Annotated in this window: 20 protein-coding genes; 8 read left to right on the top strand and 12 right to left on the bottom strand. The window is 62.2% G+C overall.

The window, feature by feature from the left end:
• The 3 genes from NKH03_RS05510 to NKH03_RS05500 all read right to left on the bottom strand — a co-directional run bounded on the left by NKH03_RS05510 (window position 1) and on the right by NKH03_RS05500 (window position 3,576).
• On the bottom strand, window positions 1-855 hold the full coding sequence (locus NKH03_RS05510) for an ABC transporter permease subunit (protein WP_224618710.1): 855 nt from the start codon (window positions 853-855) through the stop codon (window positions 1-3).
• Window positions 856-925: 70 nt separating this feature from the next.
• Window positions 926-1,933, bottom strand: coding sequence for an ABC transporter permease subunit (locus tag NKH03_RS05505; RefSeq protein ID WP_352876027.1), 1,008 nt, complete (start codon window positions 1,931-1,933; stop codon window positions 926-928).
• Window positions 1,934-1,983: 50 nt separating this feature from the next.
• Window positions 1,984-3,576: an ABC transporter substrate-binding protein gene (locus NKH03_RS05500; protein ID WP_352967516.1), complete on the bottom strand. Its 1,593-nt coding sequence runs from the start codon at window positions 3,574-3,576 to the stop codon at window positions 1,984-1,986.
• Window positions 3,577-4,030: 454 nt separating this feature from the next.
• Between NKH03_RS05500 and NKH03_RS05495 the strand changes: the two genes are divergently transcribed.
• The 4 genes from NKH03_RS05495 to NKH03_RS05480 all read left to right on the top strand — a co-directional run bounded on the left by NKH03_RS05495 (window position 4,031) and on the right by NKH03_RS05480 (window position 8,362).
• Window positions 4,031-6,040: a long-chain fatty acid--CoA ligase gene (locus tag NKH03_RS05495; protein WP_352967515.1), complete on the top strand. Its 2,010-nt coding sequence runs from the start codon at window positions 4,031-4,033 to the stop codon at window positions 6,038-6,040.
• The gene (locus NKH03_RS05490) at window positions 6,037-6,780 is read left to right on the top strand and encodes a class I SAM-dependent methyltransferase (RefSeq protein ID WP_352872038.1); all 744 of its coding nucleotides are present in this window, start codon (window positions 6,037-6,039) and stop codon (window positions 6,778-6,780) included. Before NKH03_RS05495 ends, NKH03_RS05490 begins: the two co-directional genes overlap by 4 nt.
• A 473-nt stretch (window positions 6,781-7,253) precedes the next feature.
• Entirely contained in the window at window positions 7,254-7,610 is a 357-nt protein-coding gene (locus NKH03_RS05485) for a MarR family winged helix-turn-helix transcriptional regulator (RefSeq protein WP_352553916.1), read from the top strand.
• 17 nt (window positions 7,611-7,627) lie between these two features.
• A complete protein-coding gene (locus tag NKH03_RS05480; protein ID WP_352967514.1) occupies window positions 7,628-8,362 on the top strand; it encodes an NADPH-dependent F420 reductase in 735 nt (244 codons plus the stop codon).
• 175 nt (window positions 8,363-8,537) lie between these two features.
• Here NKH03_RS05480 and NKH03_RS05475 read toward each other — a convergent pair whose 3' ends face one another.
• Complete coding sequence (locus NKH03_RS05475) at window positions 8,538-8,783, bottom strand: cupin domain-containing protein (RefSeq protein ID WP_352967679.1); 246 nt, start codon at window positions 8,781-8,783, stop codon at window positions 8,538-8,540.
• Between the two features lie 242 nt (window positions 8,784-9,025).
• Window positions 9,026-9,652 (bottom strand): TetR/AcrR family transcriptional regulator, encoded by a 627-nt coding sequence (locus tag NKH03_RS05470; RefSeq protein ID WP_352829656.1) that lies wholly within the window; start codon window positions 9,650-9,652, stop codon window positions 9,026-9,028.
• 129 nt (window positions 9,653-9,781) lie between these two features.
• Here NKH03_RS05470 and NKH03_RS05465 point away from each other — a divergent pair, with 129 nt between their 5' ends.
• Window positions 9,782-10,660 carry an SDR family oxidoreductase gene (locus NKH03_RS05465; RefSeq protein ID WP_352967513.1) on the top strand — a complete coding sequence of 293 codons (879 nt, stop codon included), beginning with the start codon at window positions 9,782-9,784 and terminating at the stop codon, window positions 10,658-10,660.
• A gap of 213 nt (window positions 10,661-10,873) precedes the next feature.
• Here NKH03_RS05465 and NKH03_RS05460 read toward each other — a convergent pair whose 3' ends face one another.
• Together NKH03_RS05460 and pgi are read right to left on the bottom strand one after the other, a co-directional pair.
• Complete coding sequence (locus tag NKH03_RS05460) at window positions 10,874-11,596, bottom strand: HAD family hydrolase (protein ID WP_352967511.1); 723 nt, start codon at window positions 11,594-11,596, stop codon at window positions 10,874-10,876.
• A 5-nt stretch (window positions 11,597-11,601) separates the two neighbouring features.
• Window positions 11,602-13,272 carry a glucose-6-phosphate isomerase gene (gene pgi, locus NKH03_RS05455; RefSeq protein ID WP_352967678.1) on the bottom strand — a complete coding sequence of 557 codons (1,671 nt, stop codon included), beginning with the start codon at window positions 13,270-13,272 and terminating at the stop codon, window positions 11,602-11,604.
• A 275-nt stretch (window positions 13,273-13,547) separates the two neighbouring features.
• Here pgi and pdxR point away from each other — a divergent pair, with 275 nt between their 5' ends.
• Together pdxR and NKH03_RS05445 are read left to right on the top strand one after the other, a co-directional pair.
• Window positions 13,548-15,041: a MocR-like pyridoxine biosynthesis transcription factor PdxR gene (pdxR, locus tag NKH03_RS05450; RefSeq protein ID WP_352872033.1), complete on the top strand. Its 1,494-nt coding sequence runs from the start codon at window positions 13,548-13,550 to the stop codon at window positions 15,039-15,041.
• 187 nt (window positions 15,042-15,228) lie between these two features.
• A complete protein-coding gene (locus NKH03_RS05445) occupies window positions 15,229-16,815 on the top strand; it encodes a trimethylamine methyltransferase family protein (protein ID WP_352872031.1) in 1,587 nt (528 codons plus the stop codon).
• Between the two features lie 19 nt (window positions 16,816-16,834).
• On the opposite strand, the gene NKH03_RS05440 is transcribed toward NKH03_RS05445, so the two are convergent.
• The 4 genes from NKH03_RS05440 to NKH03_RS05425 form a co-directional block, all read right to left on the bottom strand.
• A complete protein-coding gene (locus NKH03_RS05440) occupies window positions 16,835-17,233 on the bottom strand; it encodes a hypothetical protein (RefSeq protein ID WP_352967510.1) in 399 nt (132 codons plus the stop codon).
• A 62-nt stretch (window positions 17,234-17,295) separates the two neighbouring features.
• Window positions 17,296-18,687 (bottom strand): chromate efflux transporter, encoded by a 1,392-nt coding sequence (gene chrA / locus NKH03_RS05435; RefSeq protein ID WP_352967509.1) that lies wholly within the window; start codon window positions 18,685-18,687, stop codon window positions 17,296-17,298.
• Window positions 18,684-19,508: a chromate resistance protein ChrB domain-containing protein gene (locus NKH03_RS05430; protein WP_352967677.1), complete on the bottom strand. Its 825-nt coding sequence runs from the start codon at window positions 19,506-19,508 to the stop codon at window positions 18,684-18,686. The genes chrA and NKH03_RS05430 overlap by 4 nt, the downstream gene beginning before the upstream one ends.
• Before the next feature lie 233 nt (window positions 19,509-19,741).
• Window positions 19,742-21,547 (bottom strand): IlvD/Edd family dehydratase, encoded by a 1,806-nt coding sequence (locus NKH03_RS05425; protein ID WP_352967507.1) that lies wholly within the window; start codon window positions 21,545-21,547, stop codon window positions 19,742-19,744.
• 147 nt (window positions 21,548-21,694) lie between these two features.
• On the opposite strand from NKH03_RS05425, the gene NKH03_RS05420 reads away from it, so the two are divergent.
• Window positions 21,695-22,147, top strand: coding sequence for an SRPBCC family protein (locus NKH03_RS05420; protein ID WP_352876055.1), 453 nt, complete (start codon window positions 21,695-21,697; stop codon window positions 22,145-22,147).
• Window positions 22,148-22,208: 61 nt separating this feature from the next.
• On the opposite strand, the gene NKH03_RS05415 is transcribed toward NKH03_RS05420, so the two are convergent.
• Window positions 22,209-23,396, bottom strand: a complete 1,188-nt coding sequence (locus tag NKH03_RS05415) for an Mrp/NBP35 family ATP-binding protein (protein WP_352967504.1) — start codon at window positions 23,394-23,396, stop codon at window positions 22,209-22,211.
• Window positions 23,397-23,470: the final 74 nt, after the last annotated feature.

Here is a 23,470-nt window from a genome sequence, read left to right as displayed (position 1 = left end):
TCACGACCTCTTCAGCTTGGGGTCGAGCGCGTCGCGCAGGCCGTCGCCGATAAGGTTGATGGCGAAGACGGTGATCAGGATGGCGAGGCCCGGGAAGGTCACCACCCACCAGGCGCGCAGGATGAACTCGCGCGCCTCGGCCAGCATGGTGCCCCACTCCGGCGTCGGCGGCTGCGCGCCCATGCCTAGGAAACCGAGGGCCGCAGCCTCGAGAATGGCGTTGGAGAAGGACAGCGTCGCCTGCACGATCAGCGGCGCGATGCAGTTGGGCAGGATGGTGACCAGCATCAGCCTCAGATGGCTGGCGCCGGCGACCTTGGCCGAGACGACATATTCGCGAGTCTTCTCGGCCATCACGGCGGCACGGGTGAGCCGGGCGAAATGCGGCTGCAGCACAAAGGCGATGGCGATCATGGCGTTGACGAGGCCGGGGCCGAGGACCGCGACCAGCACCAGGGCCAAGAGCAGCGACGGGAAGGCCAGGATGATGTCCATGATGCGCATGATCAGGGTGTCGACCCAGCCACGGCAGTAGCCGGCTAGCAGGCCGAGGATCACGCCCGAGATCAGCGCTGAAGTGACGACGACGAAGCCGATGGCGAGCGAGAAGCGCGAGCCGTAGATCAGCCGCGACAGCATATCGCGACCGACGGCGTCGGTGCCGAGCAGGAACTGTGCGTTGCCGCCCTCCTGCCAAGCCGGCGGCGTCAGGAAGAAGTCGCGGAACTGATCGTCGGGCGAATGCGGCGCCAGCAGCGGCGCGAAGATGGCGATCAGGATCAGCAGTGCAAAGACGAAGAGCCCGATCACCGCGCCCTTGTTGACGGAGAAGTAGTGCCAGAACTCGCCGAACATCTGCAGCCTTGCGTCCTGCTGCTTGACGACGGTCACGGCTTCAATGGTGGCTGGGCCTTCGTTGCTCATGTCAGTTGGCCCGGATGCGTGGGTTGATGACGGCGTAGAGCACGTCGACGATGAGGTTCACCGACATGACGATCAACGCGATCAAAAGCAACCCGCCCTGCACGGTGAAATAGTCGCGCTTGGAAATGGCGTCGATCATCCATTTGCCGATGCCGGGCCAGGAGAAGATGCTCTCGGTCAGGATGGCGCCGGTCAAAAGCGTGCCGACCTGCAGGCCGATGGTGGTGACGACCGGAATCAGCGCGTTGCGGAAGGCATGCAGCCCGATGACGCGGCGCGGTGCCAGGCCCTTGGCGCGCGCGGTGCGTACATAGTCCTCGCCGAGCACTTCAAGCATCGCCGACCGCGTCTGCCTGGCGATGACGGCCAGCGGAATGGTGCCGAGCACGACGGTGGGAAGGATGAGGTGCGACAGCGCCGAACGGAAGGCGCCCTTCTGCCCCGAGATCAGCGAGTCGATGGTCATGAAGCCGGTCACCGGCTTGAAGAAATAGAGAAGATCGATGCGGCCGGAAACCGGCGTCCAGTGCAGCGTGCCGGAAAACACGATGATCAGCAGCAGACCCCACCAGAAGATCGGCATGGAATAGCCTGCCAGCGCGGTGCCCATGGTCAGCTGATCGAACCAGGATCCACGGCGGATGGCGGCGAAGATGCCGGCGGCGACCCCCAGGACTACGGCAAAGATCATCGCGAAAATGGCGAGCTCGACCGTTGCCGGGAAGCGCACCAGGAAATCCTTGAGCACCGGCGTCTTGGTGGAAAACGAGGTGCCGAAATCGCCGCTCAGGATGTTGGTCAAATAGGTCAGGTACTGTTGCCATATCGGCAGATCGAAGCCGAACTGGTGCATCAGCGCCGTGTGGCGTTCGGGCGACAGGCCGCGTTCGCCCGCAAGCACCAGCACCGGATCACCGGGCAGGATGCGCACGAAGCCAAAGGCGAGGATGGTTATCCCAATGAAGGTAGGGATGATGAGGGCGAGCTTGCCGAGGATATAACGCAGCATGGCGGGCGAGTGGGGGCGCCACCATGCGGTGACGCCCCCGTTTCGCAACCTTATTCGGCGATATCGACGCCGTCGAAGCGATGGATACCGAGCGGATCCATCGCAAAGCCGGTGACGGTCTTCTGCATCGGCATGAACACCTTGGAGTGAGCGAGCGTCGCCCAGGGTGCCTGTTCCTTGAAGATGACCTGTGCCTTTTCGTAGAGCTTGGTGCGCTCGGCCTGATCCGAAACGGTCTTGGCCTTGTTGATGAGCGCGTCGAAGTCCTTGTTGCACCATTCCGCGCGGTTGTTCGAACCGACGGAAGCGCAGCTCAGGAGCACGCCGAGGAAGTTGTCCGGATCGCCATTGTCGCCGGTCCAGCCGACGATGACGGCGCCGTCGTGATCGACCGCGGAAGCGCGCTTGAGGTATTCACCCCAATCGTAGCTGACGATGTTGACGGTGACGCCGACCTTGGCGAAGTCCGACTGGATCAATTCAGCGGTGCGGCGCGCGTTCGGCATGTAAGGGCGCGACACCGGCATGGCCCAGACGTTCATCTTGAGGTCCTTGACGCCGGCCTCTTCGAGCAGCTTCTTGGACGCATCCGGATCGTACGGATCGTCCTTCACTTCCTTGTTGTACGACCACATGGTCGGCGGGATCGGATTGATCGCCACCTGGCCGGCACCCTGGAAGACGGCGTCGATGATGGCCTTCTTGTTGATGGCCATGTTGAGCGCCTTGCGGACGCGCACGTCGTCGAACGGCTTCTGCTGGGTGTTGTACATCAGCGCGCCGACATTGAGGCCTTCCTGCTCGTCGACCTTCAGGCTCGGTTCAGCCTGCAGGCCGGCGATGTCGGCCGGTGCCGGGTATGACATGATGTTGCATTCGCCGGCCTTCAGCTTCTGCGCGCGCACCGCCGGGTCGGTGGTGATGGCGAAGACCAGATCGTCGATCTTCTGCTTGCCGCCCCAATAGTCCGGGTTGGCCTTGTAGCGGATGGCCGCGTCGGTCTGGTAATCGACGAAGATGAACGGGCCGGTGCCGATCGGCTTCTGGTTGAACAGCTCGGGCGTCTTGTCCGCCTGCAGCTTGTCGGCATATTCCTTGGAGACGATCGAGGCGAAGTCCATGCCCAGCGTCGGAATGAAGGTGATTGCCGGTTCCTTGAGGGTGAACTTCACCGTCAGGTCATCGACCTTCTCGACCTTGGTGATGTTGTCGCCGAACTGGTCATTGTAATACTGATAGGCAATACCCGGGATGTACTGGAACCACGGGCCGTTCTTGTCGACCTGACGTTCGAAAGAGAACACCACGTCGTCGGCGTTGAAGTCGCGCGTTGGGGTGAAATAGTCGGTGGCGGCGAACTTGACGCCCTTGCGCAGCTTGAAGACATATTCCTTGCCATCGTCGGAGATCGTCCAGCTTTCAGCCAGGCCCGGCGAGGTCGTTGTCTTGCCGTGATCGAACTCGACAAGGCGGTTGAAGACGGTGCGCGACGACGCGTCGAAGGTCTGGCCGGCGGTATACGGCGCCGGGTCGAAACCCTCCGGCGAAGCTTCCGCGCAATAGACCAGAGTTTTCGCGTTGGCCACGCCGCCCAGGACGCTTGCAGCCAGCAACGCGGCTGCAAAAGTCAGTTTCTTCTTCATTGAGCACTCCCTGATGTTCTTCCAAGCCCCTCTATCAGGCTCGCGAAGCGCGCATATAAGCACCGTTTTTCCGGCTTTGGAACACCCCGTTTGCTTACCCCTTGGGAAGCAGGAAAAAAATCCGCGATTTTGCTAAATGACAGAAAAAATTAGCAGTTTCTTCCATTCACGGGATTATTAACGATCGCATTTTTTTATTGATCACCGATCTGACGATAATCGATGCCGCGCGCGCCTCCGAGCGGCCGAGAGTGCGGCGGGACAGCGGTTGGGAGTGTCGGCGGCAGGAAAGATTTTCGACGGCAAATCTTTCCAGCCTTGCCGCAGGGGCAAGACTTGCACGGTCGCCAATGGAGGCAATACATAGGTGCATAGCGGCGGCAGCGGAGGACGTCTCTGTCAATTCAGGGGCGAGCGCGGCGCGGACGAACAAGAATTGTCGAGGGAGGAACGGGTGGCAAAAGCATCAAGGAAAACGGCGCCGGCGAAAGCGGCAGCCAAGGCGGCTCCAAAAGCAGCCGGCGGCAGAGCCAAGCCGAAAGCACCCGCTGCCAAAGCCGCCGCGGCCAAGCCGAAGGCAGCCACCGTGCCGGCGAAGGCAAGCACAAAGCCGGCAGCCAAAGCCTCGACCAAGAAAGCCTCGAACAAGACTGTTGCCGGAAAGACAGTGTCTGCTGCAAAGCCGGCAGCCGCCAAGCCGGTGGCGAAGGCTGCTGCGGCCGAGGCCCCGCCGGCAGCGAAGCCTGCCGCCGCCAAGCGATTGCCGAATGCACTGACGGCGCTTGCCGCCGGCCTGCCGGAAAAGCCGTGGCTCAAGAGTTATCCGAAAAACGTCCCGGCCGAAATCGGCGCCCTGCCATACAGCTCGATCGGCGATTTCCTCGTCGCTGCCTGCAAGCAGTTTTCGGCCCAGCCCGCCTTCACCTGCATGGACAAGTCCATCAGCTACACCGATGTCGAGCGGCTGTCGGCGGACTTCGGCGCCTATCTGCAATCGAAAGGCCTTCAGAAGGGCGCGCGCGTCGCGCTGATGATGCCGAACGTGCTGCAATATCCGGTGGCGATGATGGCCGTCTTGCGAGCCGGTTATGTCGTGGTGAACATCAACCCGCTCTATACGCCGCGCGAGCTCGAACATCAGCTCAAGGACTCCGGTGCGCAAGCCATCGTCATCCTGGAGAACTTCGCCAACACCTTGCAGGCGGTGATCGCCAGGACGGCGGTCAAGCATGTCGTGGTCGCCTCGATGGGCGACATGCTCGGCGGCCTGAAAGGCACCATCGTCAATTTCGTCGTTCGCCGCGTGAAGAAGATGGTCCCGGCATGGTCGCTGCCCGGCCATGTCAAGTTCAATGCCGCAATGAAGGCCGGCGCCGGTATGGGTTTTAAGCCGGCCAAGGTGGCAGCCGACGATGTCGCCTTCCTGCAATATACGGGCGGCACCACGGGCGTCTCGAAGGGAGCCACGCTGCTGCACAGCAATGTGCTCGCCAACGTCGCGCAGAACGCGCAATGGATGGAGGACGCCTATACGATCAAGCCGAAACCCGCGCACCCCAACTTCATCTGCGCGCTGCCGCTCTACCATATTTTCGCACTGACGGTGAACGCGCTGATGGGCATGCAGCAAGGCGCCCGCAATGTGCTCATTCCCAACCCGCGCGACATTCCCGGCTTCGTCAAGGAGTTGCAGAAGTACCCCGTGCACATCTTTCCGGGCCTCAACACGCTGTTCAACGCACTGCTCAACAATGAGGATTTCCGCAAGCTCGACTTCAAGCCGCTGATCCTGACGCTGGGCGGCGGCATGGCGGTGCAGAAGGGCGTCGCGGAACGCTGGAGAACGCTGACCGGTTGTTCGGTCACCGAAGGCTACGGCCTTTCGGAAACCTCGCCGGTGGCCACGGCCAACAAGTTCACCTCCGGCGACTTCACCGGCACGATCGGCCTGCCGCTGCCCTCGACCGAGATCGCCATCCGCGACGATGACGGCAACAACTTGCCGCTCGGCGAGGTCGGCGAAATCTGCATCCGGGGACCGCAGGTGATGGCGGGCTACTGGAACCGGCCCGATGAGACCGGCAAGGTGATGACCAAGGACGGCTACTTCAAATCCGGCGACATGGGCTTCATGGACGAGCGCGGCTACACCAAGATCGTCGACCGCAAGAAGGACATGATCCTGGTCTCGGGCTTCAACGTCTATCCGAACGAGCTCGAGGAAGTCGTGGCGATGCATCCGGGTGTGCTCGAAGTGGCGGCGATCGGCGTGCCGGACGAGCATTCCGGCGAAGTGCCGAAGCTGTTCATCGTCAAGAAGGATCCGGCGCTGACCGCCGAGGCAATCACCGCCTATTGCCGCGAGAACCTGACCGGCTACAAGCGGCCGAAATACATCGAGTTCAGGACCGAGCTGCCGAAGACACCGGTCGGCAAGATCCTGCGGCGAGCGTTGCGCGAATGACGATAGCCGACGGCCCTGAGGCCGTGGATGCACCTTGCAGTCCAGACCCGGCAGAGTTCATCAGGGCGAACATGCGCCTCGCCCCGGTGCCATCGCTCCCCGAGATCCGGCTCTATACGCCGCATCCGGCCAGCGGCCTGAGGCGGCTTACCGATCCGCACCAAAGCTCCGACGCCGATGACGACACGATCGAGGCGGACGACGATGGACCCGAGCCGCGGCCGCCCTACTGGGCCTATGCCTGGGCCGGCGGCGCGGTGCTTGCGCGCCACATATTGGACCACCCGCAAATGGTGGCCGGTCGCCGCGTGCTCGACCTCGGCGCGGGTTCCGGCCTTGTCGGCATTGCCGCCGCCAAGGCTGGCGCGCGCGAAGTTATCGCCGCGGAGATCGACCGCAACGGTGTTGCTGCGCTCGCCCTCAACGCGGCGGCCAACGGCGTCGCCATCACCGTGATCGGAGACGATGTCACCAGGGGTTCGCCACCCATGGTCGACCTCGTGCTTGCCGGCGATGTCTTCTATGGACAGGACGTCGCCGATCGAGTCATGCCTTTTCTCGAACGCTGCCTGAATGCCGGCATCGAGGTCCTAGTCGGCGACCCCGGCCGCGCCTATTTGCCACGATCACGGCTGCACCTGCTCGCCGAATACAAGGTGCCGGATTTCGGCCAGACGAAAGACAGCGCGCTGAAGCCGAGCGGTGTGTTTTCCTTTGAAGCGGATGACCGCTGTCGCTGAGATCAAAACCCAGTCACTCGGAATGACCGAGTTCGACCTCATCTCGGTCACTCCAGCCCTAAGCTCGAAAATCGTAAAAGCTGCCTTTCCTTCGCTGCGGGCCACATCAACAACGCGCCCCCTCCAGTCGTTTGGGGCCGCGGCATCCTCTCCCGAAAGCTGCCATTGCCCAGCGTCCCCGATGCCCACCCGAGGGACCCCTGCCGGGCATATGTCGATCAGGTTTTCGAGAACCCCAGGCCCTCCAAGGCGCATTCGCCGGAAGATTAGTCGCGCATGCGGTCTGACTCCAAGTGCAGCTGGAGGGTTGCAATCCTCCATAGTTACATTATCTAGTGCACTAGATACTAGTTCGCCAGTGAACTCGGTTTGTCTCTTTGAGCTATGGTATGGCACCTCAAAAAAGCGCGTCACATTTGGTTCGAATGCAAATCTCGTTCGCCCTGTACGGGGCGGCGGGTCGGATGGCACGCATGCACAAGCCGTTCCTCGATCCGCTGGGCCTGACCTTTCCCCAGTACCTTGTGATGCTGGAGCTCTATGCGTCCGCGCCCCGGTCCGTAGGTGATCTTGGAAACGCTTTGGGCATGGACACCGGCACGATCACCCCATTGCTCAAGCGGCTCGATACCTGCGGGATGGTGACGCGAATGCGCGATCCCGAGGACGAACGCCGGGTCCTTGTCGATCTCACACCTGCCGCTCACAGCATCAAGGACGAGGTCTGGAGCATCTCCGGCAAGATCAAGAGTGCCTGTCAAATGTCCGAGGACGAGATCATTGCGCTGCGAGACACTCTTCATGACTTCGCTCACCCTGCTAAAATTTGAAAACCAAAGGATGTAAAATGAAAATCGGAATCATTGGGGCCGGCAACATCGGCTCGCTGGTTGCAAAGAAGCTGGACGCCGCTGGCCACCAGGTGAAACTGGCGAACTCGCGTGGCCCCGAAAGTCTTGCGGACACAGTTGCCGGCACCGGCATCCAGGCCGTTGGGAGAGAGGCGGCCGTGCAGGATGCCGATGTGGTCATCCTCTCAGTGCCCTTCGCCAAGAACCCAGACCTGGCAGCGGTTCTTGCTGGCGCTCCTGCTGGTGCAATCGTGGTAGACACCTCCAATTACTATCCCGCCCGAGACAGCAAAATCTCCGAGGTTGATAGCGGCAAGCCGGAGACCGTTTGGGCCAGCGAGCAGGTGGGGCGCCCCCTTGTTAAGGCTTGGAACGCGCTGCTAAGTCTTACGTTGGCCGAGGCGGGTTTGGAGGCGGGCGCTCCAGATCGCATTGCCATCCCGATTTCCGGTGACGACGCCGAAGCCAAAGCACTTGTCTCCGATCTCGTCAGCGTCACTGGCTTCGATACGGTGGATGCGGGTACTCTTGAAGAGTCCTGGCGGCTGCAGCCGGGCACTCCGGCCTATTGCACGGAGTTGACCGCCGACGAGCTCAAGGCTGCGCTTACCGCCGCTGACAAGAAACGCGCTCCATCAAACCGCGACGCTATCATGGCATCGTTCTCAAAGCCGGACGTAGAGTTCACCCGAACTGGCGCAGTCGCAACCAATCGGTCTTTGTCCGCCTGATGTAGATAGCGGCCGCCCGCGATAAGTGGGCGGCACGCGGTCTTCGACAACTTACTGGGACGCCTCTTTCACTGGGACCATCGCCATGGCCCCCCGCTCTCCACATGCCCTAAAAATTTCTGGAAGGGTTGAAGCCTTCATGAAACCGTGGCCCATGGCGTCATTGACCGCCACGCTAATCCACGTGTTGATATTGCTCGGGTTTCCAATCCGGCCTTGTGATAGTTAAGTAGGTAAGAGCACCGGTTTCAATGTAGTGTGCAATCCCTGCTTCAACGACCACAACGTCTTTCTCACCCACGTCGTACTCCTTGTCGCCAACGACAAATTTCGCCGTCCCCTTAACAATGAAGTATGTTTCATTGGTTTCCTTATTCAGGTGCTGACCTGATTTGGACTTCTCATCGTCAGCGTTTGATATGAAATGCCTACCTCACTGTTTAGGAAGTATTTCCATATCGTACCCTCTAGTGTGTTTATCTCTTTCGATTGGCTAGCTGGAATATGCATCATTAGTCCTCATTGATGTCGCGCTTAGTTTTCTTCATCGAGCTGCGGCCGAATGCGCTCCATTCGCCGCCAAATTCTCGCGCTCGGCCTGTGGCCACGTTTTTTTCGTCTGAGCTGACCATCAGGCGCCGCACACGCCGAAATTTCCTTCGATCAGCCGCGCTCAACCGCAGCCTCGAGCAGCATCTTGGCCGCATCGCGCGTTGCAAGAGGTTCAACGCCCCCCCTCATGGCTTGTGCGTTCACGAGCGAGCCCTGGATGAGCGCGAGGATCTGGACGACCACGCTCTCTTGATTTTTCAACTTCAAGGGCTGGATGAGCGACACGACAAACTCATGTAAGTCATGGAAATATGCTGCGAGCGTTGCCTGCACCTCTGGCGTTTCCGCGTCCGGTCCGAACTCGGCCAGCCCTCGAACGAAAGGACAGCCGCGAAAAGTAGGCGCCTGGAAGGACTCGTTCAGTGCGTCAAATATGGCCAGCACGCGATCCAGCGGCACCGGTCCAGCCTGTTCGGTCGCAGTCGCCAGCATGTCGAACCACAGCGCGCTTTTATGGCGCAGATAGGTAGCTGCAAGATTGGCCTTCGAGGGGAAGTGCTTATAGAACGTCATCTTTGCGACGCCGCTCTCGGCGATGATGCGATCTATTCCCACCGTATGGATGCTGTTTCGGTAAAATAGTTCAGACGCTGTTTTCAGAATTCGCTCTCGCGGAGCCAGGGCATCCAGCGACCGCGATTCCAGGTCGAGGTACTCACTCACATCCAAAGTTTTCATTCTCGCCTGCCGGTTTTGCGCGTTCGGGGTAGAAACAGAATAGTCTGTCTATTTTCTCTTTGCAACGGACGTACAGGTCTGTATATACCTGCTTGTCCCGTTAGGTGGGCAAGCGAGAGGATCGAGAAAATGAGCAGCAAGGTTGTAGTTGTTACCGGCGCGAGCAGCGGTTTTGGAAAGCTCACCGCCTTGGAGCTCGCCAGGCGCGGGCACGTGGTGGTCGCGACCATGCGTGACATCGAAGGCAAAAACAGCCAGACAGGCAGTGAGCTAATCAACGCTGCAAAAGCCGAAGGGCATGAGCTGCAGGTCATTGAGATGGATGTGACGGACGAAGCGTCGGTCAACGCTGCGATCGATCGGGTCGTCGAGCAACACGGCAGGATTGATGCGCTCATCAACAACGCGGGCACGATGTTCGTCGGCGTGACCGAAGCCTACACGGTGGCAGACATCGAGCAGCAATTTGCGGTGAACTTTTTTGGGGCCGTAAGGGCCGACCGCGCCGTCCTACCCCATATGCGTGCTGCGGGTAGCGGCGTGCTGATCCATGTCACCTCGTTGATGGGGCGCGTCATCTTTCCGTTCTTTGGTGTCTATTCCGCGAGCAAGTTCGCGCTTGAAGCGCTTGCCGAGGCATATCGATATGAACTGTCCAGCTTCGGCGTAGACTCGGTGATCGTGGAACCCGGGCCATTTCCGAGCAATCTGCTTCCATCTAGCCCAGCGCCCTCGGACGAGCAGGTCTTGGCGACATATGGCGCAGTTGCGTTGGTCCCAGGCCAAATCAAAAACAACTCCGATCAGGGACTTGATCCTGCGAACCCACCCCGCCCTCAGTTGGTGGCTGACGCCATCGCACGGCTAGTCGAGGCTACGGAACGGCGCCCATTGCGCACCGTCGTCATGCCAGAGGGCATGGACTTCGGGGTGGAGGGACTGAATCAGGCCGTCGCTCCTATTCAAAACAACCTGCTTACTGCGCTCGGTATGTCGAACATGATCTGATAGCGGAACCTCTATCACGTCGCGGCCTATGACCTCAACGTCAGCTTTCGGCGCACGGGCGCCGAAAGCCGTCGGACTGATTGCGGGCCCAAATTACCCAATCGCCGAAGTCTGCCTTTCAGGCCGGTCGATGCAGGAGCGGACTGTCCGCAACCCACCCATCTCAGCCGTTGGCGGGAAAGCCCAAGTTGATTTTGCCCCGGCCGCTGCCCGTCAGGTCGTTTCCTTGACCCGTGCCGAAAGAAAGTCGGGCAGATCGGCAACCGAATCAAGAACAATGTCGGCGATGCCGGCCAGCGATTCGCGGGTGCCGGTGCCGGAGAGCACGCCGACCGCTAGTCCGCAGCCACCGGCCCGCGCCATTTCGAGGTCGTGCCTGTTATCGCCGACCATGGCGATTTCCGCCGGCTTCAGCCCGGTGAGATCGCTGAAGGCCAGGATCGTGTCGGGTGCTGGCTTCGGGTTGGCCACCGCGTCGTAGCCATAGGCGGCGTCGAACAGCTGGGCGACGCCGAGCGTGACCAGCGTCTTTTCCGCGCCGCTGGTCGAATCGTTGGTGGCGACGCCAAGTCGGTAGGATTTTCTGTGCAATGCCGTCAGCGTGTCGACGATGCCCGGCAACGCCACCGCCATTGCCGACCCCTGGACCGAGGTGATCTCGTTGAAGCGGGCAACCGCAAGCATCTGGTCCTCATTGGACAGGCGCGGAAACCACAATTCGACGACATCGAGATTGGTGCCGGACGCAAAGATGGAGTCCGGCTTGAATCGCCTGTTGGCGAAATCGAAGCCGGCAGCCGCCAGCAGCCTGTCGGCTTTCCAGCGATCGCCTTCGGAGGCGTCCATGGCCATGAAATCGGCGACGCCGAGCCAGGTCGCGTTGAAGTCGACAAGCGTTCCATCCTTGTCGAACAATATTCCCTTGATGTCTGCCAAGCTTTTCACTCCGATCCACGCAAATGGTGGATGAATCCCACAAGACCAGCGGTCGATGCATCCCGCTTGGCGGCACTTTCCTTGCCCTCCACGACAGGCAAAAGGCCGGTGGCCAGTTCCTTGCCGAGTTCGACGCCCCACTGGTCGAAGGAGTTGATGTTGAACAGCGTCCCCTCGACGAAGACGCGGTGCTCGTAGAGCGCGATGAGCCGGCCGAAGGTGCGCGGGTCGAGTTTGCGGTAGAGGATGGTCACCGAGGGCCGGTTGCCGGAGAAGACACGATGCGGGGCGATCTTGTCGACCTCGGCCGGCTTCATGCCCTTGGCCAGCATCTGGGCGCGGGCCTCATCCAGCGTGCGGCCCTTCATCAGCGCTTCCGACTGGGCCAGGCAGTTGGCGAGCAGCAGATCGTGCTGATGCTTGAGATCGGGCTCGTGACCGACCGCCGCCGCGAGGAACTCGACCGGGATGAAATCGGTGCCCTGGTGTAGGAGCTGGAAGAAGGCATGCTGGCCGTTGGTGCCGGGCTCGCCCCAGACCAGCGGCCCGGTCGGCGTCGCCGCCGCCGTGCCCTCGAGGGTGACGCTCTTGCCGTTCGATTCCATATCGAGCTGCTGCAGATAGGCCGGCAGCCTGGATAGGCGCTGATCATAAGGGATGACGGCGCGCGCCGGATATCCGCAGATCACCCGATGCCACCAGCCGACCAGCCCCAAAAGGGTCGGCAGGTTCTCCTGCACGGGCGCGGTGCGGAAATGCTCATCCATCTCGTGCGCGCCATCGAGGAAGGCGCGAAAATTCCGCGGGCCAACAGCGATCATCACCGGCAGGCCGATCGCGCCCCAGAGCGAATAGCGGCCACCGACCCAGTCCCAGAAGCCGAAGACACGATCCGGCGCGATGCCGAACTTGGCCACCAAGTCGAGCGAGGTCGAGACAGCGGCGAAATGCTTGCCGACCGCTTCCTTGCCGAGCGCCTCTTGGACCCATTTGCGCGCCGTCTGCGCATTGGTCATCGTCTCGACGGTGGTGAAGGTCTTGGAGGCGATGATGAACAGCGTGGTTTCGGCGGACAGGCCCTTCAGCGTGTCGTGGATATGGGCGCCGTCGATGTTGGAGACGTAATGCGCGCGCGGCCCGTCATGATAAGGCGCCAGCGCCAGCGTCGCCATGGCCGGGCCGAGATCGGAACCACCGATGCCGATGTTGACGATGTCGGTGATCTTCTTGCCGGTGGCGCCGGCCGCCTTGCCCGAGCGTACGGCATCGGCAAAGGCGCTCATGGCGTCAAGCACGGCCATGACGTCCGCCTTGACGTCCTGGCCATCGACGGTGACGCCCTTGCCGGTCAGGTTGCGCAGTGCCGTGTGCAGCACGGCGCGGTCCTCGGTGAGGTTGATCTTCTTGCCGGCGAACATGGCGTCGCGACGGCCTTCGAGATCGGCCGCCTTGGCGAGCTTTTCCAGCAAGTCCATGGTGAGCGCGTCGACCGCGCATTTCGACCAGTCGAGCAGAAGGTCGCCGTCGGTGGCGGAGAATGTAACGAAGCGCTTGGGATCGGCGGCGAAGGCCTGGCGCATGCTGGCGGGCGCCGCCGCGCGATGGTCGCGCAACGCGGCGAGCTGTTTTTGAAAGGACGATTGATCCACTGCCGAACTCCGAGACCTAAGAGCCATCATTACGAACCGGATGTTTCCGGCGCGTGTCGTCGCGACAATCTATCGAGCCTAATTCCAGCCATTTCAATGCGCAGCGATGACGCACGAAGTCATCGCCGGGATGAGGCGCCGCGTCACCCCGCGATGGTGCAGCGCAGCATCAAAATGGCGTGAAGGATCACTGGCATAAATCCCAACGATCAGAAAAATTGATTGGCGCAACCCCTTGTGCCACGGTTACGTTCGGCTGGTCCAGCCAAGCGAAAAAGGCTGGCCATCGAGGAACATCTCCCATGCCACAGCGTAACGACACGGCCATATGGTCCGGCCTGTTCCGGATTTCGGCGGAATCGGGCCAGACCCTGCAGGCACAGATCCGCCAAGCCATCGTGGCCGCCATTCTCGACCGCCAGATCGCCGCTTCGATGCCGCTTCCTTCGTGCCGTATCCTGGCCGAAAAACTCGGCGTGGCGCGCGGAACCGTGGTGCTGGCGTTCCAGCAGCTGGTCGACCAGGGCTTCCTGGTGGCGCGCGAGCGGCGTGGTCATTTCGTCAATCCCGATGTGCTGGCAACGCCTGCCAAGCCACACCAGAAGGCGCCCGATCAGGCCAATGAGATCGACTGGAAGGCACGCCGCAAGATCGCCGCCAGCGACATGCCGCCGCCGGCCAAGCACGAGAACTGGATCAAGTCGTCCTACCCCTTCGTCTACGGCCAGTTCGACCCGGCGCTGTTCCCGACCGCCGAGTGGCGCGAGTGCAACCGCATGGCGCTGGCCGTGCTCGAAATCCGCAACTGGGCGTCCGACATGGTCGACCGCGACGATCCGCTGCTGATCGAGCAGATCCAGGCGCGGCTGCTGCCGCGGCGCGGCATCTTCGCCAATCCCGACGAGATCATCGTCACGCTGGGCGCCCAGAACGCACTCTACATGCTGGCGACGCTGCTGATGTCCAAGGGCTCCAAGGTGGCGATGGAGGATCCCGGCTACCCCGACGCACGCTCGATCTTCCGCCTTGCGGGCGCCGAGATAGAGCCGGTGCCGGTCGACCAGTCCGGCATCGTAACCGCTTCTATTCCCAATGATTCCGGGTTCGTCTTCGTCACGCCCAGCCATCATTGCCCGACCATGGTGCCGCTGTCGGCGGAACGGCGGCAGGATCTTCTGGCGCGGGCCAACCGCTACAACCAGATCATCATCGAGGACGGCTATGACAGCCAGCTTCTCGACGAAGCACCGCAGCAGGCTCTGAAGAGCCTCGATCGCTCAGGCCGTGTCGTCTATGTCGGCTCGATGTCGAAGACGCTGGCTCCGGGCCTGCGGCTCGGCTACATCGTTGCTTCGGCTGGCCTGATCTCCGAACTCAGGGCGCTACGCCGCTTCATGCTGCGCCATCCGCCGGCCAACAACCAGCGCGCCGTAGCGCTCTTCCTGTCGCTCGGCCATCACGAGGCGCTTGTGCGGCGGCTGTCGTCGGCCTTCGACGAGCGCCGCAAGCGTCTGGTCCATGCGATTTCCGCCTTCCTGCCGGAATGGCGCTCGACCGATTCGGCCGGCGGCACATCGCTGTGGCTCGAAGGGCCGCGTGGCACCGATGCGCGCGGACTGGCCGAGGCAGCAGCCTCGCGCAGCGTCATCATAGAACCGGGCGACCGGTTCTTCGATCGCACTGACAAGCCTTCGCGTTTCATGCGGCTGGGCATCTCATCGATCGCGCTGCAGCACATCGAGCCGGGCATCCGCGAACTGGCCACCGCCGCCGGACGCAGGCCCGCGGCCGCCTGATCCATCGCCATCCCCCTGGGGCCGCGCAGGCGCGGCTCCGACTCCATTAGCTCTGGCATATGCAACCGGACCGACTGGCCCATAGTCTGGGCCAATGCCGGCGGCATAGTCGGAGACATAAGGGGAAGAAGCAGCCGATGGTGGACCAACCGCCGCGCCCTGCTTCTCGGAAAGTTGGAGTGTCTCCATGTCAGTTCTTGAAAAGCAGGAAGCGGCGGCGGATCAGCGTTCGCGTCGCTCCGGCGGGCGCGAAGCGCGCCGCGCCATGCGGGCAGCGCCCTTGGCCGACGACATCAAGCCGGTGCGCGCCGGCCTCGAAGGCGGCAGCTACGGACCGCTGACCCAGAACGACCAGGAACGTATCCACGAAGCGGTGCTGACGCTCCTGGAAACGGTCGGTTTCGCCAATGCCATTCCCTCCTGCATCGAAGCCTTGACCGAGGCCGGCGCCACCTATGGCGACGATGGGCGCATCCGCTTCCCGCGCGGGCTCGTGCTCGAGACGATCAAGAAGGCGGCACGGCATTTCACCCTGCACGGCCAGGACCCCAAGCACGACATGCTTATCAAGGGCAAGCGCGTGCACTACGGCACGGCGGGCGCCGCAGTGCATCTGGTCGATGTCGAGAAGCGCGAATACCGAGAGTCGCTGCTGCAGGACATCTATGACGCCGCCCGCCTCGTCGAAGGGCTCGACAACATCCATTTCTTCCAGCGGCCGATGGTGCCGCGCGACATTCCAGATCCACTCGAAATGGACTTCAACACGCTCTATGCCTGCGTGATGGGCACGTCGAAGCATGTCGGCACCTCGTTTACGGTGCGCGAGAATGTGCAGCCGGCGCTGGAGATGCTTTATGCGATTGCCGGCGGCGAGGAAAACTTCCGCGCCCGGCCTTTCGTGTCGAACTCCAACTGCTTCGTCGTGCCGCCGATGAAATTCGCCGAGGACGCCTGCGGCGTGCTCGAGGCCTGCGTCGAGGGCGGCATCCCGATTCTCCTGCTCTCGGCCGGCCAGGCAGGCGCCACGGCGCCGGCGGCGATTGCGGGTGCCGTGGTGCAGGCGGTGGCCGAAGTGCTGGCTGGTCTCGTCTATGTCAACGCCATCAAGCCGGGCCATCCGGCGATCTTCGGCACCTGGCCGTTCGTTTCGGATCTGCGCACCGGCGCAATGTCCGGCGGTTCGGCCGAGCAGGCGGTGCTGACGGCGGCCTGCGCGCAGATGGCGCAATACTACGATTTGCCGGGCGGCTCGGCCGCCGGCATGACGGATTCGAAACTGCCGGATATCCAGTCCGGCTACGAAAAGGGCATCACCGACGTGATGGCCGGTCTCGCCGGGCTCAACCTTGTCTACGAATCGGCTGGCATGCATGCCTCGCTGCTCGGCTTTTGCCTGGAAAGCCTGATCATCGACAACGACATGCTCGGCCATTGCCTGCGCTGCGTGCGCGGCATCGAGGTGACCGACGAAGCGCTGTCGATCGACACCATCGCCGATGTCTGCCTGAAGGGTCCGGGCCACTATCTCGGCAACGAACAGACGCTGCGGCTGATGCAGACGGAGTATTTTTATCCCGCCGTCGGCGATCGCTTTTCTCCCAAGGAATGGAACGAGAAGGGCCGGCCCGACATCTTGCAGCGGGCGATCATCGAGAAGAAGCGCGTGCTTGCCGAGCGCTTTCCGCGCCATGTGCCTAAGCAGATCGACGACCGGCTGCGCGCCCGCTTTGGCGAAATGATCAAACTGCCGCGCGGCAGCATGGGCGGGTAAGGAACGCTCGCCGGAACAGTTATTCGGCGCTCAGCCCGTAGCGCTCGACGACCTCGGCATCGATCAGCTTGGCGTGCAGCGCCATCAGCACGATTTGCGCATCGAAGCTGTCGCCGGCCTGCACCGCGGCCTCGACCCGGCGCTCCACGTCCTGCCGCTGCTGCAAGCCGTGGGAGCTTTCGAAGATTTCGGGCCCGGCAACGCAATAGCTGAACAGTTGCGCCACTTCCGCATAGGCCTGGCCGGGCGGCTCGTCGGGCCAAGGATCCTTCATCAGATTGACGATGGTCAGTTTCACGCCCTCCGGCACAAGGGCAGGATGCAGGTCGGCGCCACGCAATGCGGCGTCGAGCTGCCTCAAGTCGCTCGAGCGGCCGAACATTCCGAGGAAGCCGAGAGAAGAGCGTCGTCCCGCCATGGGTTCCAATCCGTTTCCAACCAATTAGGTGGTTCGCAAGCGGATTACAAAAGGGGATGGCATTATCCCCCCGCCGCCAGCAACAAGACACCGGCAAGAGCAGACGCGGCAAGCGTTGGCAGCATTCCGAGTTTCAGTTTCAGGATGGCGATCATAGCGGCAACGGAAAGCAGTGCCGCGCGCCAGTCGATCGACGAAAGCACCGGCACATTCATGCCAAGGCCGATGTTGCGGACTTCGTGGAAGATGACATGCAAGGCAAACCATAGAGCGAGATTCATGATGACGCCGACAACAGCGGCGGTGATCGCGCCCAGTGCGGCCGACAATGCCTTGTTGCCGCGCAGGGCCTCGATATAGGGCGCGCCGAGGAATATCCAGAAGAAGCAGGGCGTGAACGTCACCCACAGAGTGAGCAACGCCCCCAGCGATCCGGCAAGCAACGGGTCCAGCGACCCGGCGTGGCGGAACGCGGCGATGAAGCCGACAAACTGCAACACCAGGATGAGTGGACCCGGCGTCGTTTCGGCAAGCCCAAGACCATCGACCATTTCACCGGGGGCGAGCCAGCCGAAGGACTGGACGGCTGCCTGTGCGGCATAGGCAAGCACCGCATAGGCGCCACCGAAGGTGACGACAGCCATCAGGCTGAAGAACCGCCCTATCTCGGTCCAGACGCTTGCAGAGCCGGTGAACCACGAGATCACAAGAACGGGCCCAAGCCACAGCGGCAGCCAGATCGCGACGGTGCGCGGTGCATGCCATCTGGTCGGCTCGACATGGGCCAGTTCGCCGCGTTCGAACATCAGGTCGACCGCTCCATTGAAGTCGCCAACATCGCCCTTGCCATGGGCGGAGCCGGAAAACAGGCCGGGAGCAACGCGGTCTCCCAGCCATCCAGTCAGGCCGGCGAGCAGGACGATGAGCGGGAAAGGCACATTCAACGCATAGATGGCGATGAACGCCGCGACCGCGATCGACACCGTGACGCGGTTCTTCAGGGCACGCCGCCCGATCCGGATCACTGCCTCGATGACAATGGCGAGCACCGCCGCCTTCACCCCGAAAAACAGCGCTTCGACGATCGGCATGTCGCCGTAGAGCACGTAAAGGCTGCTCAAGACGAGCATGACGAGCGCGCCCGGCACGACGAACAAGATGCCGGCGACAAGGCCACCGGCCGTCCTGTGCAGCAGCCAGCCGATGTAGATGGCGAGTTGCTGGGCTTCCGGCCCAGGCAGCAGCATGCAGTAATTCAGCGCATGCAAGAAACGCTGCTCGCCGATCCAGCGCCGCTCCTCGACCAGTTCCTTGTGCATCAGCGCGATCTGCCCGGCCGGTCCGCCGAAGCTGAGCAGTCCGATCTTCGCCCAGACCTTCGTGGCTTCGGTGAAGGTCGGCGCAGCCGGAACCGGCACGTCTCCCGCCGCATCCGCCGGTACAAGAGCGTTCATGTCGGTTTACCCGTCCCGGTGGCTGGCCAGTTGTGCGTTTCCTCAGTGGCGTCGCGACACCAGCGGAAGAATGCGTCGTAGAGCAGCATGCCTGCTTCCAGTTGTTCCAGGTCGTCGCGGAACATACGCGACAGGCCAAGCGAGGCAGCCAGAAAGCCGGCGGCCTGGGGCACCAGATCGAGCCTTGCGGTGTCCGCCGCGCGCACGATTACGGCAAGGCGATCGAGCGCCTCGGACTCCAGTCCGAACTCCTCGATCATCGTGTCGAAGGTGCAGCGTTCGCCGCGATGGCTCCAGAACACATTGTCGATGTCGAAAGGCACGGCCTGAAAGCGGTCGGCCACATCAGGCACTTCGGCCGCCTCGACAAACAGGAAGATCGCGTGAGGATCGACGAAACGCCGGATCAGCCAGGGGCAAGCGATGCGGTCGACCTTAGGGCGTGTCCGCGTCACCCATATAGTGCGCCCCTTTTCGTCGCGCGGCGGCAATCTGTCGGTGCGGACCAGCAGCCCCCCGGCATCGCGCCAGGCTTCAAAGCCGCCTTCAAGGGATTCGGCGGTGATTCCCTCATGGCGCAGCCAGGCGGCTACCCCTTGCGAGAGTTTCCGCCCTTTCTGGCAAACGATGGCCACCGGCTTGCTGGCGAACGCGGGCGCCCAGGTCGAAACGGTTTTGAAATCGCGCCGGCACGAAGCGGGCAACAGGCGCGGATCGGCGTCGAAATCTTCGTCTATGCGAACATCGATGATCACCGGCGCACCCGGCAGCCCGATCAGACGAGATAATTGCGGTACAGTGATAGCGGTTGTTGACGGCATGGCGTCCACCTCCTGGAAGAGAAGCTTGGACGCGAACATTGGGCTGACGCCTCACGGGGTCGTCGCGATGCACCCCTTGTCATGATGGTGGATACATCGCGCGTACTTGTCAAGGATGGTGACCGTTCTCGACCTGCTGGTCCGACTGGCGGCCTGATTGTTCAGGCCGCCTGTCCTTGATCCAGCATCAGTGATTGTCGCCAGGAATAATTGATGATTATCCCTTGGAATAATCAGTGATTATCCCTCGGAACGCCGCTGGTGTGCGCGACGTCCTGGTATTTCACCGCCGGCTCCAGCACCATTCCCTCCGAGAACTGCGCGATCATGCCACGCTGGATCTCCTGCCAGGGCGTCTGGTGCTTGGGATAGTGATAGCCGCCATTGTTCTGCAGTTCGGCGCGGCGGCGGGTGATCTCGTCATCGGTGACGAGGATATCGGCCGTGCCCTTGCGCAGGTCGACGCGGACACGGTCGCCCGTCTTCAGCAGCGCCAGCCCGCCGCCGATCGCCGCCTCCGGCGAGGCGTTGAGGATCGACGGCGAACCAGACGTGCCCGACTGGCGACCGTCACCGATGCAGGCAAGCGCGTGGATGCCCTTCTTGATCAGGTATGCCGGCGGCTGCATGTTGACGACCTCGGCACCGCCGGGATAGCCGACCGGGCCAGCGCCGCGCATGAACAGGATAGTGTGTTCGTCGATGCCTTGCGCCGGATCGTCGATGCGGGCGTGGTAGTCTTCCGGCCCGTCGAAAACCATGGCGTTGCCTTCGAAAGCCTCGGGATCCCTGGGGTTGGACAAATAGCGCTCGCGGAACTCCGGCGAGATGCCGCTGGTCTTCATGATCGCCGAATCGAACAGATTGCCCCGCAGGTTGATGAAGCCGGCATTGGCTTTCAACGGCTCGGCCACGGTGCGGATGACTTCGATGTTCTCGTTGACCACCCCTTCGCAGTTGTCGCCGATCGATTTGCCGTTGACGGTGATGGCCTCGGGGAAAGGCAGCAATCCGCCCTTCATCAATTCGGCCACAACGGCCGGCACGCCGCCCGCGTGGTGATAATCCTCGCCGAGATATTCGCCGGTCGGCTGCAGATTGACGATGAGCGGGATCTTGAGCCCGACCTTCTGCCAGTCGTCATTGTCGAGCGGCACGCCGAGATGGCGGGCAATCGCATTGAGATGGATCGGTGCGTTGGTCGAGCCGCCAATGGCCGAGTTGACAACGATGGCGTTCTCGAAGGCCTGGCGCGTCATGATATCGGACGGCTTCAGATCCTCGTGCACCATCTCGACAATGCGCTTTCCCGTCTCATAGGAAATCTGGCCGCGCTCGCGGTATGGTGCGGGAATGGCGGCCGAGCCAGGCAATTGCATGCCAAGCGCCTCGGCCAGCGAGTTCATCGTCGTGGCGGTGCCCATGGTGTTGCAATAGCCGGTGGACGGCGCCGAGGAGGCGACGATATCCATGAACTCGTCATAGCCGATCTCGCCAGCCGATAGCCGCTGGCGCGATTCCCAGACGATGGTGCCGGAGCCGGTTCGCTTGCCCTTGTGCCAGCCATTGAGCATCGGGCCGACCGACAGCGCGATCGCCGGGATGTTAACGGTGGCGGCCGCCATCAGCAGGGCCGGCGTCGTCTTGTCGCAACCGATGGTGAGCACGACGCCATCGAGCGGATAACCGTAAAGCACCTCGACCAGGCCGAGATAGGCAAGGTTACGGTCAAGAGCGGCGGTCGGGCGCTTGCCGGTCTCCTGGATCGGATGGCAGGGAAATTCGAAAGGAATGCCGCCCATCGAGACGATGCCTTCGCGCACGCGCTTGGCAAGTTCGATATGATGCCGGTTGCAGGGCGAAAGATCGGAGCCGGTCTGGGCGATGCCGATCAGCGGCTTGCCGGACATCAGTTCGGCGCGTGTTAGTCCGTAATTCAGGTAGCGCTCGAGATAGAGCGCCGTCATGCCCGGATTGTCGGGATTGTCGAACCACTCCTGCGAGCGAAATTTTTTCTTGTGGGTGGGGGCGCCTGCCATTGGTGGTCTCCGTATTTGTAAGACAAATCGATATGGCAACGCGCGGGAGCAGGCAAGAGGGCGTGCGGTCGCAACCGGACTTTGGTGTGATAGACAGGCGCCCGGCCGTGCGTTAGGGCTTCATTCAGTCTTGTCCGGGAGGTTTTCATGGCTTTGGTGATCGAAGGCGAGGAGCGCATTGCCGCTCCCCTGCAAAAAGTGTGGGAAGCGCTGAACGATCCCGAGGTCTTGAAGGCGACCATTCCCGGCTGCCAGAGCCTGGAGATGAAATCGCCGACCGAAATGGCGGCGACCGTGGTGGTGAAGATCGGACCGATCAAGGCGACGTTCAACGGCGAAGTGACGCTGAAGAACCTGAAGCCGCCGCACTCCTACACGATCCAGGGTGAGGGCAAGGGTGGCATTGCCGGTTTCGCCAAGGGCGGTGCGGACGTGACGCTGGCATCAGATGGGCCCGATACCACGGTTTTGAAATACGCCGCCAAGGCCGATGTCGGCGGCAAGATCGCCCAGCTCGGCAGCCGGCTGATCGAATCGACCTCGAAGAAACTCGCCGGACAGTTTTTTTCCAGCTTCGGCGAAAAGGTCGGCGCGGCTTAGGCTGAAGCCTGCCAGAACAATGCTTGGGCTTGTTTAGGGTTGGCGTCGACCGAGCGGAAACCTACTCGAACACAATACTCGGCACGGCGGCAGCAGCCGCATCACGTTCTTCGTTGACCCGGTCCCAAACCTTCGAAGCGATGTCGCGGTAGATTTTCGCCTCTGCGCCGTCGGGCTTCGAGACGACAACCGGCGTGCCGGCATCCGAGCTTTCGCGGATGCCCATCTCGAGCGGCACTTCGCCGAGGAAGGTGACGCCGAGGCGCTCGGCCTCGCGGCGGGCGCCGCCATGGCCGAAAATGTCATAGCGCTTGCCGGTGTCGGGAGCGATGAAATAGCTCATGTTCTCGACGATGCCGAGCAACGGCACGTCGACCTTCTTGAACATGTTGAGGCCTTTTCGCGCGTCGATGAGAGCAAGGTCCTGCGGCGTCGAGACGATGACGGCGCCGGCCAGCGGCACCTGCTGGGCCATGGTCAGCTGCGCGTCGCCGGTGCCGGGCGGCATGTCGACGACGAGCACGTCGAGCCGGCCCCACTCGACCTCGCGCAGCATCTGCGTCAGTGCCGACATCACCATCGGGCCGCGCCAGATCATCGGCGTTTCCTCATCCACGAGGAAGCCCATCGACATCACCTTCAGGCCGTAATTCTCCATCGGTTTCAGGATCTTGCCGTCGACGGTCTGCGGTCGGCCATGGATATTGAGCAGCCGTGGCATGGATGGGCCGTAGATGTCGGCATCGAGCACGCCGACGCGCAGGCCGTTGGCGGCGAGGCCAAGCGCGATGTTGACGGCGGTGGTCGACTTGCCGACGCCGCCCTTGCCGGAGGCAACCGCGATGATTGCCTCGATACCGGGCACGCCGCGCTTTCCCGAACTGTGCGAGGCAGGCGCGTGCGGCGCAGCACGCGGCGTGGCAGCAGCGGGCGGAACCGGCCTGGGTGCGGGGCGCGACGGAACCGGCGCCTCCATGCCGCCGCCCTTCTTTTCGGCCGTCAGCGCGACGACGGCGCTGGCGACACCGGGGATCGCCTTGACGACACGTTCCGCCGCGGCACGTAGCGGCTCCATTTCCTGGGCGCGGGCGGCGGGAACGGTAATCGAGAAGAAGACCTTCCCGTCGGCGATGAAAATCTCCGAAACCATGCCGAGGTCGACGATGTTGCCGGTGAAATCCGGTCCGTTGACCGTCTTCAGGCGCTCGATGACGATTTCCTTGGTGACGTTCTGCTGGACGGCGGACATGATTTTTTCCTTGGACGTTCAGGGCTTCAGATAATGCAGTTTCCGGACAGAACCAAGGCGTGGAGCAACAGGTG

This window comes from Mesorhizobium sp. M1406, from assembly GCF_040317555.1.
In the GTDB taxonomy this organism is placed as follows: Bacteria; Pseudomonadota; Alphaproteobacteria; order Rhizobiales; family Rhizobiaceae; genus Mesorhizobium.
This window is presented reverse-complemented; position numbering and strand designations above follow the sequence as displayed.

Excerpts from the sequence above, each read along its gene's own strand:
- NKH03_RS05510 (WP_224618710.1), bottom strand. The coding sequence starts at position 855 with ATGTTCGGCGAGTTCTGGCACTACTTCTCCGTCAACAAGGGCGCGGTG.
- NKH03_RS05505 (WP_352876027.1), bottom strand. The coding sequence starts at position 1,933 with ATGCTGCGTTATATCCTCGGCAAGCTCGCCCTCATCATCCCTACCTTC.
- NKH03_RS05500 (WP_352967516.1), bottom strand. The coding sequence starts at position 3,576 with ATGAAGAAGAAACTGACTTTTGCAGCCGCGTTGCTGGCTGCAAGCGTC.
- NKH03_RS05490 (WP_352872038.1), top strand. The coding sequence starts at position 6,037 with ATGACGATAGCCGACGGCCCTGAGGCCGTGGATGCACCTTGCAGTCCA.
- NKH03_RS05485 (WP_352553916.1), top strand. The coding sequence starts at position 7,254 with ATGCACAAGCCGTTCCTCGATCCGCTGGGCCTGACCTTTCCCCAGTAC.
- NKH03_RS05480 (WP_352967514.1), top strand. The coding sequence starts at position 7,628 with ATGAAAATCGGAATCATTGGGGCCGGCAACATCGGCTCGCTGGTTGCA.
- NKH03_RS05470 (WP_352829656.1), bottom strand. The coding sequence starts at position 9,652 with ATGAAAACTTTGGATGTGAGTGAGTACCTCGACCTGGAATCGCGGTCG.
- NKH03_RS05465 (WP_352967513.1), top strand. The coding sequence starts at position 9,782 with ATGAGCAGCAAGGTTGTAGTTGTTACCGGCGCGAGCAGCGGTTTTGGA.
- pgi (WP_352967678.1), bottom strand. The coding sequence starts at position 13,272 with ATGGCTCTTAGGTCTCGGAGTTCGGCAGTGGATCAATCGTCCTTTCAA.
- pdxR (WP_352872033.1), top strand. The coding sequence starts at position 13,548 with ATGCCACAGCGTAACGACACGGCCATATGGTCCGGCCTGTTCCGGATT.
- NKH03_RS05445 (WP_352872031.1), top strand. The coding sequence starts at position 15,229 with ATGTCAGTTCTTGAAAAGCAGGAAGCGGCGGCGGATCAGCGTTCGCGT.
- NKH03_RS05440 (WP_352967510.1), bottom strand. The coding sequence starts at position 17,233 with ATGGCGGGACGACGCTCTTCTCTCGGCTTCCTCGGAATGTTCGGCCGC.
- chrA (WP_352967509.1), bottom strand. The coding sequence starts at position 18,687 with ATGAACGCTCTTGTACCGGCGGATGCGGCGGGAGACGTGCCGGTTCCG.
- NKH03_RS05430 (WP_352967677.1), bottom strand. The coding sequence starts at position 19,508 with ATGCCGTCAACAACCGCTATCACTGTACCGCAATTATCTCGTCTGATC.
- NKH03_RS05425 (WP_352967507.1), bottom strand. The coding sequence starts at position 21,547 with ATGGCAGGCGCCCCCACCCACAAGAAAAAATTTCGCTCGCAGGAGTGG.
- NKH03_RS05420 (WP_352876055.1), top strand. The coding sequence starts at position 21,695 with ATGGCTTTGGTGATCGAAGGCGAGGAGCGCATTGCCGCTCCCCTGCAA.
- NKH03_RS05415 (WP_352967504.1), bottom strand. The coding sequence starts at position 23,396 with ATGTCCGCCGTCCAGCAGAACGTCACCAAGGAAATCGTCATCGAGCGC.